Source organism: Paenibacillus sp. 598K, from assembly GCF_003851045.1.
Taxonomy (GTDB): domain Bacteria; phylum Bacillota; class Bacilli; order Paenibacillales; family Paenibacillaceae; genus Paenibacillus_D.
Genome location: NZ_BFBX01000031.1, coordinates 60,849 through 73,671, shown reverse-complemented (window position 1 = coordinate 73,671; position 12,823 = coordinate 60,849). Strand labels below are relative to the sequence as shown.

Genomic DNA, 12,823 nt, shown 5'->3' with positions numbered 1-12,823 from the left:
ATGTCCGATAATCAAGCCGTCGAGACGGCGTTTACTACCTATGAGGAAGCAAGAGACTGGATCGAATCGCTGGTGCCGTTTGGCATCCGTCCCGGACTGGATCGGATCCGGCTGCTGCTGGAGCGCTTTGACCATCCGGAGCGGCGGCTCAAGTTCATCCATGTCGCCGGCACCAATGGCAAAGGCTCGGTCTGCGCCTATCTGACCCGCGTCCTGGTGAAGGCCGGTTACGATGTTGGCACCTATACCTCCCCATATATCACATCCTTTACGAATCGTATCCAGTATAACGGGACCGACATGGACCCGGAGGCGCTGGTTGAGCTTGTGAACGAGGTTCGTCCGCAGGTCGAGGAGATCGCAGCATCCGAGCTGGGGTCGCCGACGATGTTCGAGGTGTCGACGCTGCTGGCGATTCTCTATTATGCCAGACGCACCTACCCGGACTTCGTCGTCTGGGAGACCGGACTTGGCGGGCGTTTGGATGTCACCAACGTCGTCAGCCCGCTCTTGTCGGTCATTACCAATGTCGGGCACGACCATATGGACATTTTGGGCGACAGCCTGGAGGCGATCGCCCGCGAGAAGGCTGGCATCATCAAGCCCGGCGTGCCGGTCGTCGCCAGCGTGACGCAGCCGGAGGCGATAGCGGTCCTGCGCGAGCAGGCTGCCGCGGCCAAGAGCACGCTGTATCTGCTCGGCGAGCAGTACCACGAGCGGCTCCTCTCGCAGCGCGAGAATGAGCAAGTGTTTGAGTTTGACGGACTGCAGCGCAGCCTCGGATCGCTGGCGATTACGATGAACGGTCGCCACCAGGTGACCAATGCGGCTGTAGCCGTCATGGCGCTCGAGGTGCTGCGCTCGTATTATGCGGTGCTAGTCGACGAGGACGTCCTGCGGTCCGGACTGCGAGAGACCGTCTGGGCCGGACGGCTGGAGATGGTCTCGCAGGAGCCCCGTCTGCTGCTCGACGGCGCGCACAACCCCGAAGGGGCGGCGGCGCTGGCGGCCGCTCTGCAAGATACCTATTCATACAAGCGTCTGCACGTGATGCTGGGGATGCTCGAGAACAAGAGTCATCGGGCGACACTCCGGCATATACTGCCACTAGTGGATTCGCTGATCGTGACCGAACCCGAGTTCCGCAAAAAAATGTCCGCCGACGCCCTCGCGGCATTGGTCGCGGAGGAAGGCTGCGCTTGCGAGATTATCATCGAGCCGGATTGGCGGCAAGCGCTCGATCAGCTGCAAGCGAGAACCGGGCCGGAGGACCTTGCAGTGGTCACCGGTACGCTTTATCTGATCGCCGATGTCCGTTCCCGTTTGCTAGACCATTCGGATTATGAAAAAGGTTGGTGAATCGCTTTTGAATACAGCAGAACATGTGCATTTTATAGGCATCGGCGGATACGGGATGAGCGCCATCGCCAGAGTCATGCTAGAGATGGGCTATACCGTGACCGGCTCGGACGTGGCCAGGGCAGAGCTGAGCGATAAGCTGGCGGCCAAGGGCGCGCGCATCTATCTCGGCCATCAGGCCGAGCATGTGAAGGGCGCCGATCTGGTGGTCTACTCGACGGCGCTCACCCGAGACAATGTGGAGCGGCAGGCTGCCGAGGAGCAACAGATCCCGATCCTGCACCGGGCCCAGATGCTGGCGCGGCTCATGAATGCGGGCAAAGGCATCGCCGTAGCCGGAGCGCACGGAAAGACGACAACCTCCTCGATGATCGCGCTCGTGATGGAGCACTGCAAGCTCGATCCGACCTATATCATCGGCGGCGAGGTCGTCAATCTGGGCACCAACGCGAAGGCGGGCAAGGGAGAATATGTCGTCGCTGAGGCGGACGAGAGCGACGGCTCCTTCCTTCAGTACCATCCGCATCTGGCGATTATCACTAACATCGAGGCCGATCATCTGGAGAACTATGACAGCGACTTTGGCAAGCTGAAGACGGCGTACGTCACCTTCCTGTCGCAGGTGAAGCCAGGCGGCAAGGCGATCCTCTCCGCAGACGACGACAACATCCAGGAGATGCTGCCGAGTCTGCGTCGCGAAGGCGCACTGGCCGGGCAGGGTGGTCTGATCACCTATGGCATCGACCGCGAGGCCGATTATCGCGCCGAGCGGATCGAGCTGGGCGATCGCAGGGCGAGCTTTGACGTCGTGGCGCACGGCCAGTCGCTCGGCCGGGTGGAGCTTTCTGTGCCTGGGCGTCACAATATCTACAACGCGCTGGCGACGATCGTCACCTGCCTCGCTGCGGGCATGCCGTTCGTTGAGGTTGCAGAGGCGATCCGGCACTTCCGTGGCGCCAAGCGGCGCTTCCAGGTGCTCGGCGAGGTGGACGATATGCTCGTCATCGACGACTACGCGCATCACCCGACCGAGATCCAGGCGACGATCCAGGCTGCCAAGTCGACGGGCAAGCGCATCGTCGCAGTTTTCCAGCCACAGCGCTACACACGGACCTTTTTCTTGTTTGATCAGTTCAGTCGGGCGTTTGCGGAGGCGGATGAGGTGATCATCACCGACATTTACTCCCCGGCCGGCGAGCAGCAGATCGAAGGCATCAGCTCGGGCAAGCTGGTTGAGATGATCAAGACGAACAGCAATGCCAACACCCGCTATATTCCGACCAAGGAAGAGGTGCAGACGGTGCTGGAGCAGGAGGTGCGTTCGGGCGATCTCGTCATTACGATGGGGGCGGGCGATATCTGGAAGGCAGCCGAGCATCTGGCCACGCATTTGCGCGATCGGACCAAAGCCTGATTCGTAACGCGTTTCATACGATACAAGTTCAAAGGATGGCGGTGCCGGGATTTGCTGCACCGCCATTTCTGGGTTTGCTTGACCGATTGTCATATTCGTACGGCTTGTCTCATAGAGTAGCAATAGACGATATGGGACAAGGAGCGAGTGAGATGAGCCAGAAAGCCCGAATTACGTACCGATTCGATCAACCCTCCGGCAAGCTGGTCCAGCCTGCCGACGACCGTGCGACAGGCGTCGTCCGCGACGCATCGGCCAGCCGACGCGTTGACGTCCGGTCAGCTGCCGAGCCCAAGTACCAGGAGCCTGTCAGCACAGCGACGCCGCAACGGACGGAACCGTCGACGCGGCCGCTCTTCCAGGAGCCGTTAGCCTTTACTCGCGAGCAGGATCTGCCGTCCTGGGTCAGTCCGTTTCAGGACGACGCCTTTGCTCTGGAGAGACTGATCCGCGAGTCGGGTCCCGTCTCCGAGCGTCAGGCGATCGACCCTGCCATAGGAGCTTCGCAGCCGGATCTGCAGCGTGCAGACGAGCTGCCTTATATAGAACTGGGCGAGACTACAGCGCCGATGCAGGCCGAGCGTGAGGTCGAGCGATTTACGGAACAGCCTGTCAAGCGATTGTCGGAGCACTCGGTCGAGCGATTCGCGGAACGCCCCGCGCCGCTGCTGTCGCACGACCAGGGGCCGCCGCTGCATCAGGAGCCATCGATCATCAGACGTCACCCGGTCGGTCCGTCCTGGCTGAAGGTGTTTGTTTCGGTGACTGGCGCGATTGCGACTGGTGTCTTGTTTGGCTATTTGGCACTATCGCTGTTCACCGGCGAGCCTGCGACGCCTGCGACGACGGACGAGACATCCGTTGTCCAGCCATCGGGCGGGACGGCGGGAGAGACGCCGTCAGGCGGAGCGGTCATGACGGAGGCCGAGGTGCCCTCCGGCAATTACTATATGCTGCAGTACGGCGTATTTAGCAATGAAGAAGGCATGGCGGCGGCGATCGCCGAATTGCGCCAAAAGGGCTTGGCGGCCGCTTCCTCGACCACAGACGGCTACCGGGTTTTTGCGGGCATGGGCACAAGCCGCAACAGCGCGGTCATGCTGAGCGAGCAGCTCGGCGGGGCGGAGGTATACCTGAAGGAATTTGCAGTGCCGGCCGTCGGCAAGCTGCCATTTCAAGGCCAAAGCGGACAGGCGGAGCTTTTTTTTGAACAGACGCGGGAGTTGATTCGTCTATTTAATGAGTTAACGCTGAGCCAGCTGGCCCAGGCCGAGCCGGCGCGGCTGCCGGAGCGCGACGCGCTCGCCTGGAAGAGCGCGCATCAGCAGTGGACAGCCACAGCGGCGGCGATATTCAAAGACTGGAGCCCGGAAGCCCAGGAGACGGCGGAGGCCTTGGTCACTCGACTGCAGACGGCCGCCGTCTCCTTTGAAGAGTATGACAAAAATCCGTCGCGCGCCCATCTGTGGACGGCTCAAAGCGCCTTGATGGAAGCCGTGATCCTTCAGAAGGATTGGCTTACGCAAATCGACGCATTGTCATAGAGCGGCTTCCAACGTATAATAGACCCAGGTGTCAAAACCTGACGAAGGACGTTGGACGATGAAGAAAAATATAGTTGTACTGCTCGTCTTTATAGGGCTTGGGCTGATCGCCGGCACGCTGATCGGAAGGTGGGTGGCCGATGTCCCCGGACTGGAGATGCTCGCCCGCTCGATGGAGGCCAGGTGGTCTCCGGCAGCCGACTTGATCGTGTTGCGTTTTGACTTGAATCTACATATTCAGATCAGTCTGCTGAGCATCATCGGTGCCGCCGTCGCGATCTGGATCTATCGCAGACTATAACTGAGAAGGAGCAGGGATGCCGTGTCACGCCAAGCAAGCTCATCGGAGAAGGTAACTGAATTGCTGCTGGCGTCGGCTTCGCCAAGGAGACGCCAACTGCTCGAGCAGCTGGCGCTCTCGCTGCCTGTTCGCATCCAGGCTACAGACACGGATGAATCGACGCCGTCGTACTGGCGCCCGGCAGAGATTGTCGAGCAGTTGGCGCTGCGCAAGGCAGAGGCGGCGCGCCGGGCGCTCCTAAGCGGGGACGCAGACGCGTCAGGCACGCTCATCATCGGCGCAGACACGATCGTCGTCCATGACGACGTCGTCCTGGGCAAGCCAGCGGATGTCCTGGATGCGCGCTGGATGCTCGAGCGCCTCCAGGGCAGCCGCCATCAGGTATACAGCGGCATCGCGCTGCTGCATGCCAGCAGCGGCCAGACGCTGATGCGTCATCGCGCGACCTCCGTAACGATGAAGCCGCTCGACGCGCGTCTGATCGAGCGCTATATTGCTTCCGGCGAGCCGATGGACAAAGCGGGAAGCTACGGCATCCAAGGGCTGGGGGCGGCGCTAGTCGACGGCATAGACGGCTGCTACTTCAATGTCGTTGGCATGTCGCTCGTTTTGCTGTCGGACATGCTGTCCCATTATGGCGTGGAGACGCTGTAAGCCCGTATTTACTTTTTGAGATCGCGCGGCCTTGTGCCGGGCGGTCGTTGTTTGTACACCTCAATGGAGAAGGCAGGAGACAGGACATGGAGATGCCGAGTTACGGCATGCGAGATGTCCCAAGCGAAGACCGACCTAGAGAACGCATGATGCAGTTTGGGGCAGAAGCGCTCAGTCATACAGAGTTACTGGCTATTTTATTGCGTACAGGCACGCGCAGCGAGTCCGCCGTTCACCTGGCAAGCAGGATCCTGCAGAGCTGCGGCTCGCTCGCCGGGTTGGTCGATATGAGTCTGGAGGAGCTGACCGCGATTCGCGGCATTGGTCCGGCCAAGGCCGTGCAGCTGCGGGCCGGCATCGAGCTGGGTCGGCGGCTGTCGCGCGAAGGCCGCGAGACGAGATTGACGGTACGGCGTCCGCAGGATGCAGCCGATTATTTGATGGAAGAGTTGCGCTATCTCAAAAAAGAACATTTCATTTGTCTGTTCCTTAATACGAAGAACCAGCTGATTGCTCAGGAGACCTTGTCCGTCGGCACGCTCAACGCGTCGCTCGTTCATCCGAGAGAGGTGTTCCGGGCGGCGATCAAATGCAGCAGCGCATCGCTGATCTGCGTTCACAATCATCCGAGCGGCGATCCGACGCCCAGCCCCGAAGATGTCGCCTTGACGAGAAGACTGGTCGAGGCCGGCGAGTTGGTCGGCATCGATGTGCTGGATCATATTGTCATCGGCGAGCAGCAGTTCGTCAGTTTGAAGGAGCAGGGACTTATGTAATATAATATTATGCGGGTTTGTTCAGACGATGCCCGCATGGCCAAGTAGAAAGGGAGATCAATTATGTTTGGTGGCTTCACGAAAGACCTCGGGATCGACCTGGGAACCGCGAATACGCTCGTATTCGTCAAAGGAAAAGGCATTGTGGTCAGAGAGCCGTCGGTGGTTGCTCTGCGTACTGATACGAAAACGATTCAAGCCGTAGGCGAAGACGCCAAAAAAATGATCGGCCGCACGCCGGGCAATATTCGCGCGATTCGTCCGATGAAGGACGGCGTCATTGCGGACTTCGAAACGACGGCCACGATGATCAAGCATTTCATCAAGCAGGCGCAAAAGGAGCGCTCGATGTTCCCTCGGCATCCGAATGTGATGGTATGCGTACCGTCCGGGATTACGGCAGTCGAGAAGCGCGCGGTCGAGGATGCGACGAAACAGGCGGGAGCGAGAGAGGCCTATACGATCGAGGAGCCGTTCGCGGCAGCGATCGGCGCCGATCTCCCCGTATGGGAGCCTACCGGTAGTATGGTCGTCGATATCGGCGGCGGCACGACCGAGGTTGCCGTTATCTCGCTTGGCGGCATCGTCACGAGCCGTTCGATCCGGATCGCCGGCGATGAGATGGACGACGCGATCATCCAGTACATCAAGCGGATGTACAACCTGATGATCGGCGAGCGGACGTCGGAGCAGCTGAAGATGGACCTGGGCTCGGCACTCACATCGGACAAGCAGGAGTCGATGGAGATTCGCGGCCGCGATCTCGTGTCGGGACTGCCCAAGACGCTCAGCGTAACGGCGGACGAGATTACGGAGGCGCTCACCGATACGGTCAATGCGATCGTCGACGCCGTCAAGGTGACGCTGGAGAAGTGTCCGCCCGAGCTGTCGGCCGACATCATGGATCGCGGTATCGTCCTGACCGGCGGCGGCGCGCTGCTGCGCAACCTGGACAAGCTGCTCGCTCGCGAGACCGGGATGCCGGTTATTGTCTCCGAGCATCCGCTCGATTGCGTGGCGATCGGCACAGGTCGCGCGCTGGACAATATTCATCTGTTCCGCAAGGGCGGCAAGCGATAAGGTAATCATCCGTAAGGGGGAGTGGGATGAGCATGCGAGCGGGTGATTGGCCTGTTTAACATGATGCGCAACAAACGGCTGTTCGTCCTTCTGATTGGCCTGATCCTGTTCATAGCGGTGATGGGGTTCTCGCTCAGCGATCGGAAGGATCTGACCTGGCCGGAGAAGTTTCTGAATGATACGGTTGGTTATGTTCAGCAATGGTTTTACAAGCCCGCTGGTTATGTAGCGGGCTTGTTTGAAGATATCCGCACGATGCGGGAGCTGTATGAGGAAAATGCCCGCCTGCGGACAACGGTAGCCAGCTACGCGCGCGACAAAAGCAAGTACAACCGGATCGAGCAAGAAAATGCCAGGCTGCAAGCCAAGCTTAACTTCACGGAAGAACAAAAAAATCGCAATAATTATACGTACATGATCGCGCAGGTCGTCTCAGTAAGTCCCGATGCCTACAACCGCACCTTCAAGATTAATCTCGGCTCGCGTCACGGCCTCAAGGAAAATATGGCCGTCGTTACGGAGCAAGGTCTGATCGGTATGATCAGCAGCGTCTCGCCGTTTACCGCAAACGTGATTCCGATTACTGAGCTGGACGGACAGTCCGTTAATCCGAAGTTCATCTCGGCTACAGTGGAGGGCAAGGAGGAGGATTCGTTTGGCATTATCGAGAGCTATAATATCGAGAACGGCCAGCTGCTGATGTCCAAAATTGCGGAGGAGGACCCGCTGACCGAAGGCGATGTCGTCATCACCTCCGGGCTCGGCGACGTGTTCCCGGTCGGCATCGTCATCGGCACCGTCACGTCTCACCAGGTGGGCGATTTCGGGTTGACACGCACGGCATTTATCGAGCCGGCGGCTGAGTTCGACAAGCTCTCCGAGGTGCTTGTCGTCAAGGTTCCTGAAGCGGCGGGAGACGCTGAATGAGGCGGCGCTGGGTCATTCTTATCATGCTGCTCCTGTTTATTGTGGAAGGCTCGCTCATGCCTTGGCTCATTCCGGCGGACTGGCTGGGCAGGCTTGTGCCGCAATTCACGTTTGTATTTGTGCTGTATGCCTCCCTCTATGCGGGGAGGCATGCCGCATTGATGCTAGGGATTAGCTTTGGTTTGCTGCAGGATTTGGTGTTTTACGGTCATTTGATCGGCGTTCATGCGTTCGCGATGGGGCTATGCGGCTATGTGGTCGGCTTGCTGCTCTCCTTCAAGCGGATTCCTATGCTGACGGTGCTCTCGCTGATCGGGATGACCTGCTTGCTCTACGACTCGATCATCTACGGCATGTATCGCGTATTCCGGGTGACGCACGATACCTATGTGCTTGCCTTGATGCAGCATATTTTGCCAAGTCTGTTTTTGCAGCTGGCGTTCGCCTTGGCCGTTTACGTGCCGGCCCGTCGCTGGTTTTCGGATTTTGGTCAAAAAAAACCGCTCGATGATGCAGTTTGATCCGCGACCAGGCAGGATTTGCGGCTGCCGATAAAGAATGGTACAAGATGGAGGTGGGACGGAAGGTGGCCGACAAGCAGCATATTACAATCAAAGGCGTCAAGGAGGGACTGGTGTTCCTGCTTGACGATGCGTGCGATTTTGCGTCGCTGCTTGAGGAATTGCGGTACAAGCTGGAGAAGTCCCACCAGCAGGTGTTGACGGGGCCGCTGATCCATGTGCAGGTCAAGCTGGGTTCCCGAGAGTGCAGCGAAGAGCAAAAGGAAGCCATCCAGGATCTAATCCGAAGCCAAGGCAATCTGCTCGTGCAATCGATCGAAACGGACAAGCCGAAGGCAGAGGCGCAGGTAGCGGAAAAGGACCAGCTGAAGCTGATGACGGGCGTCATCCGCTCCGGGCAGACCGTCGCGCACGACGGCCATCTGCTGCTGATCGGCGATGTCAATCCAGGCGGCACGATTTGTTGTACGGGCGATATCTATGTGCTGGGCGCGCTGCGGGGTATGGCCCACGCTGGCGACCAAGGCCGCGAGGATGCGATCATCGCCGCCTCTCTGCTGAAGCCGACGCAGCTGCGGATCGCCGAAGTGATCAGCCGGCCGCCAGACGAATGGCTGAGCACGGACGCGGCGATGGAGTTCGCTTACTTGAATGAATCGCAGATGCAGATCGACAAGCTCTCGCAGCTGCACCGATTCCGTAAAGATCCGATTGTGTTCAAAGGAGTGTAAGCGATGGGAGAAGCGATTGTAGTAACATCGGGCAAGGGCGGCGTCGGCAAAACGACAACCTCGGCCAATCTGGGCACAGCGCTTGCCTTGACGGGCAAGAAGGTGTGCATGGTCGATACCGATATCGGACTGCGCAACCTCGATGTTGTGATGGGGCTGGAGAACCGGATCATTTATGATCTGGTCGATGTCGCCGAAGGGCGCTGCCGGCTCAATCAGGCGCTGGTGAAGGACAAACGCTTCGATGAACTGTATATGCTGCCGGCTGCGCAGACGAAGGACAAGCACGACATTACGCCGGAGCAGGTTAAGGATATCGTGCTGGAGCTTAAAAAAGACTACGATTATATCATCATCGATTGTCCGGCAGGCATCGAGCAAGGCTTCCGCAATGCGGTCGCCGGAGCCGATCGGGCGATTATCGTCACCACACCGGAGAACGCAGCGGTTCGCGACGCGGACCGGGTAATCGGCCTGCTCGAGCAATCCAAGCTGAGCTCCAAGCTGATCATCAACCGGATCCGTCCCGGCATGGTCAAGTCCGGCGAGATGCTCGACATCGACGAGATCTGTCAGGTGCTGGCCATCGACCTGCTCGGCATCGTGCCGGACGACGAGAAAGTTATCAAAGCAGCCAATACAGGGGAGCCTACCGTTATGGACCCGTCTTCGCGAGCGGCGATCGCGTACCGCAACATCGCCAGACGCATTCTTGGGGATATGGTTCCTCTAATGCCGCTCGATGAGAAAAGCGGTGTGTTCAAGCGGTTTCGCAGGTTTCTTGGAATAGGATGATCATAGGTGCATCTACTGAGTAAACTCAAAAAACTGGACTGGGGCATCCTGCTGCTGCTAGGGTTGTTTATGATTATCAGCTTCCTGGCGGTGCGGAGCGCCACCTTCATCTATCCCGGCTATACCAATTACGACATGAAGCAGATGTATTATTTTGTGGCGGGGTTTGCGGTGGTCACCTTGTCGGTCTTTTTCGACTATCGCATCCTGTTGCGTTTCTGGTATGTGCCGTATCTGATCGGGCTGCTGCTGCTGGTGGCGGTATTTTTTACCGAGCCGGTCAATGGCGCCCGCAGTTGGTTCGTCATCGGTGGCTTTCAACTGCAGCCTGCCGAGCTGGTGAAGCTGACGATCATCATGGCGATCGCTGTCATCATGAACCGCCGCGAGGGCGGCACGCTGCAGTTCACGTACGACATCCTGCCGGTCTTCGTCGTCTCGTTTGTGCCGTTCCTCCTCGTGATGGTGCAGCCGGATCTGGGCAATGCGATTATCTACGTGGCGATTGTGCTCGGCATGCTGTGGATTGGCAATGTCAAGTACCTGCATGTGGCGATCGGCATCGCGGTAGTAGTGGGCGGAGCGCTCCTGTTCTCCACCTTGTTCAATACATTTAATACAGAGATCAAGGATTTCCTCGAGGGCAAGCAGCGTTCGCACTGGTATCAGCGGATTAATACGTTCGTCAACCCCGAGCAGGCTTCCAGCGACGAGCGCTATCAGCTGGAGCGAGCGATGATCGCCATCGGCTCCGGGGGATTGACCGGCGACGGCTACATGCAGGGCGACTCCAAAAATGGCCGTTTCGTGCCGTATCCCTATTCAGACTCGATCTTCGTCGTCATCGGCGAGGAGTTCGGCTTCCAGGGCTCGGCGGTGCTGCTGCTGCTCTACTTCCTCTTGATCTACAGGATGATCATTATCGCCTTCCAGTGTTATGATCGGCGCGGCTCCTATATCATTATCGGGATCGTGTCGATGTTCGTCTTCCAGATCTTCGAGAATATCGGGATGATGATCGGCATTATGCCGATCACCGGCATCACGCTGCCTTTCGTCAGCTACGGCGGCACCTCGCTGCTGCTCAACATGCTCTGTATCGGGCTGGTGTTCAGCATCAGGGCGCATCAGGAAAAGCACGAGGACGCGTAAACGTTCGTGAACAGTTCTTCCTTGCGGGGAGGGCTGTTTTTTTGTGTTGTTACGGCTGAGCGTGGTCCCGCAGCTCGTCCGTATTCATAAACAAGCCCTCCGTTTCATAGGTATAAGTATATGATGGCTGCAGAAGGCGGGCAGTCCGGGAGGGATCGCGGATGGATACAAGAGAGACGGTGCGGGAGCGCAGACAAGCGAGGATACGAGCGTTGATGAGCGAGGCTCCCCCTCAAGTCGAGCCAAAGGCGGGAGGGGGGGCGGCGCCGAGCGAACCAGAGCGGCAAGCGATGAGAGACAAGCCCCCGCAGAGCCGGGTGGAGGACGACCCCGAGCGCCTCTGGAAATCCCGTCCCAATCCATGGCTCGGCTGGCAGGTCGGTCGGGAGGAGGGCGGCGGCGAATTGCCGCCTCCGACAGGGGCGGGACCCGGCCAGTGGGTAAAGGAGCTGCAGGTGAAGATCGTCATCAGCCTGGCGTTGCTCGGCTGCGGTTGGGGACTATTCCAGCTGGACATGCCCTGGGCTCGGACCGGGCAGTCGCTGGTCGGCGATATGCTGACGGTCGATATGGACTTCTCGGCGGCCGCCGCCTGGTACGACCGGACCTTCGCGGGCTCGCCAGCGTTCATCCCGATCTTCGGCGATCGCGAGCAGGCGGCGGAGCGCGCTCAGGCAGGTATCCGCACGGCTGCCTCGCCGGTGACGGGCGGTGTCATCGTGCGCGACTTCGCTGCGCTCTCGAGCGGTGTCGAGCTGGCTGCGGAGTCCGGGGCAGAGGTGCGCTCGATCGGCGCGGGACGGGTGCTCATCGTCTCGGACGAGTCGGGACAGGGGCAGACCGTCATTATCCAGCACGCCCAGCAGCGGATGTCCGTATATGGCCGGCTCGGCATGGCCGCAGTAGAGCCGGGCGATTGGGTGGAGGCGGGGGAGGCGATCGGTCGGCTGCAGACGAGCGAGGATGACCGGAGCGTGTTTTATTTTGCCGTGCGCGAGCGGGAACGTTATGTCGACCCGGCCGATGTGATCGCTTTTGATTAATCGCTGGTTCGGTATCCGTTGGTCTATTCATCCGTTGTTCGTACTGGTGATGCTGGCTTCTGTCGTCACCGGATACTTCATCGAGCTGATCACGCTGTTCGTCATTGTGCTCGTTCATGAGCTGGGCCATGTGCTGGCGGCCCGAGGCTTCGGCTGGCGCGTGACGGAGGTGAAGCTGCTGCCGTTTGGCGGCGTTGCCGAGGTGGAGGAGCTCGACCATATGCCGATCCGTCAAGAGCTGGTCGTCACGCTGGCTGGTCCGATGCAAAACCTGTGGATGGGCGCGGCAGCCTGGGCGATGGGGGAGGCGGGCTGGATATCGCCGGCCTGGTCCCAGCATCTGATCGAGGCCAATCTGATGATCGGGCTCTTTAATCTGCTGCCGATCCTGCCGCTTGACGGCGGACGACTGCTGCAGGCGCTCATCAGCTGTCGCGCCTCGTATCACCGGACGCTGCTCTGGAGCGCGAGGATCAGCCTCGCCTGCAGCGCTGCGATGGTCGGCGCCGCCTTCGCCCCGCTCGCC

The 12,823-nt window shown here is 59.4% G+C and carries 14 protein-coding genes; all 14 read left to right on the top strand.

The window, feature by feature from the left end:
• Window positions 1-1,359: a bifunctional folylpolyglutamate synthase/dihydrofolate synthase gene (locus PA598K_RS10890; protein WP_128656975.1), complete on the top strand. Its 1,359-nt coding sequence runs from the start codon at window positions 1-3 to the stop codon at window positions 1,357-1,359.
• Window positions 1,343-2,773, top strand: a complete 1,431-nt coding sequence (gene murC, locus PA598K_RS10885; protein ID WP_128656974.1) for a UDP-N-acetylmuramate--L-alanine ligase — start codon at window positions 1,343-1,345, stop codon at window positions 2,771-2,773. Before PA598K_RS10890 ends, murC begins: the two co-directional genes overlap by 17 nt.
• Before the next feature lie 152 nt (window positions 2,774-2,925).
• Window positions 2,926-4,317, top strand: coding sequence for an SPOR domain-containing protein (locus PA598K_RS10880; protein WP_185601823.1), 1,392 nt, complete (start codon window positions 2,926-2,928; stop codon window positions 4,315-4,317).
• A gap of 58 nt (window positions 4,318-4,375) precedes the next feature.
• Window positions 4,376-4,618 (top strand): DUF4321 domain-containing protein, encoded by a 243-nt coding sequence (locus PA598K_RS10875; RefSeq protein WP_128656972.1) that lies wholly within the window; start codon window positions 4,376-4,378, stop codon window positions 4,616-4,618.
• 21 nt (window positions 4,619-4,639) lie between these two features.
• Entirely contained in the window at window positions 4,640-5,272 is a 633-nt protein-coding gene (locus PA598K_RS10870; RefSeq protein ID WP_128656971.1) for a Maf family protein, read from the top strand.
• An 86-nt stretch (window positions 5,273-5,358) separates the two neighbouring features.
• Window positions 5,359-6,048, top strand: coding sequence for a RadC family protein (gene radC / locus PA598K_RS10865; RefSeq protein WP_128656970.1), 690 nt, complete (start codon window positions 5,359-5,361; stop codon window positions 6,046-6,048).
• Window positions 6,049-6,111: 63 nt separating this feature from the next.
• Window positions 6,112-7,128 (top strand): rod shape-determining protein, encoded by a 1,017-nt coding sequence (locus PA598K_RS10860; RefSeq protein ID WP_128656969.1) that lies wholly within the window; start codon window positions 6,112-6,114, stop codon window positions 7,126-7,128.
• A 42-nt stretch (window positions 7,129-7,170) separates the two neighbouring features.
• Entirely contained in the window at window positions 7,171-8,055 is an 885-nt protein-coding gene (gene mreC / locus PA598K_RS10855) for a rod shape-determining protein MreC (protein WP_128656968.1), read from the top strand.
• Window positions 8,052-8,576, top strand: coding sequence for a rod shape-determining protein MreD (mreD, locus tag PA598K_RS10850; RefSeq protein ID WP_128656967.1), 525 nt, complete (start codon window positions 8,052-8,054; stop codon window positions 8,574-8,576). Before mreC ends, mreD begins: the two co-directional genes overlap by 4 nt.
• Before the next feature lie 47 nt (window positions 8,577-8,623).
• Window positions 8,624-9,307, top strand: a complete 684-nt coding sequence (gene minC, locus PA598K_RS10845; RefSeq protein WP_128656966.1) for a septum site-determining protein MinC — start codon at window positions 8,624-8,626, stop codon at window positions 9,305-9,307.
• 3 nt (window positions 9,308-9,310) lie between these two features.
• Window positions 9,311-10,102, top strand: coding sequence for a septum site-determining protein MinD (minD, locus tag PA598K_RS10840; protein WP_128656965.1), 792 nt, complete (start codon window positions 9,311-9,313; stop codon window positions 10,100-10,102).
• A gap of 6 nt (window positions 10,103-10,108) precedes the next feature.
• A complete protein-coding gene (locus PA598K_RS10835; protein WP_128656964.1) occupies window positions 10,109-11,254 on the top strand; it encodes an FtsW/RodA/SpoVE family cell cycle protein in 1,146 nt (381 codons plus the stop codon).
• A 161-nt stretch (window positions 11,255-11,415) separates the two neighbouring features.
• Entirely contained in the window at window positions 11,416-12,297 is an 882-nt protein-coding gene (locus tag PA598K_RS10830; RefSeq protein ID WP_128656963.1) for a M23 family metallopeptidase, read from the top strand.
• On the top strand, window positions 12,290-12,823 hold a 534-nt coding region (locus PA598K_RS10825; RefSeq protein WP_260405351.1), incomplete at its 3' end, for a M50 family metallopeptidase. The genes PA598K_RS10830 and PA598K_RS10825, both read left to right, overlap by 8 nt.

Coding starts and splice junctions, on each gene's coding strand:
- PA598K_RS10890 (WP_128656975.1), top strand. CDS start 1: ATGTCCGATAATCAAGCCGTCGAGACGGCGTTTACTACCTATGAGGAA.
- murC (WP_128656974.1), top strand. CDS start 1,343: ATGAAAAAGGTTGGTGAATCGCTTTTGAATACAGCAGAACATGTGCAT.
- PA598K_RS10880 (WP_185601823.1), top strand. CDS start 2,926: ATGAGCCAGAAAGCCCGAATTACGTACCGATTCGATCAACCCTCCGGC.
- PA598K_RS10875 (WP_128656972.1), top strand. CDS start 4,376: ATGAAGAAAAATATAGTTGTACTGCTCGTCTTTATAGGGCTTGGGCTG.
- radC (WP_128656970.1), top strand. CDS start 5,359: ATGGAGATGCCGAGTTACGGCATGCGAGATGTCCCAAGCGAAGACCGA.
- PA598K_RS10860 (WP_128656969.1), top strand. CDS start 6,112: ATGTTTGGTGGCTTCACGAAAGACCTCGGGATCGACCTGGGAACCGCG.
- mreD (WP_128656967.1), top strand. CDS start 8,052: ATGAGGCGGCGCTGGGTCATTCTTATCATGCTGCTCCTGTTTATTGTG.
- minC (WP_128656966.1), top strand. CDS start 8,624: ATGGAGGTGGGACGGAAGGTGGCCGACAAGCAGCATATTACAATCAAA.
- minD (WP_128656965.1), top strand. CDS start 9,311: ATGGGAGAAGCGATTGTAGTAACATCGGGCAAGGGCGGCGTCGGCAAA.
- PA598K_RS10830 (WP_128656963.1), top strand. CDS start 11,416: ATGGATACAAGAGAGACGGTGCGGGAGCGCAGACAAGCGAGGATACGA.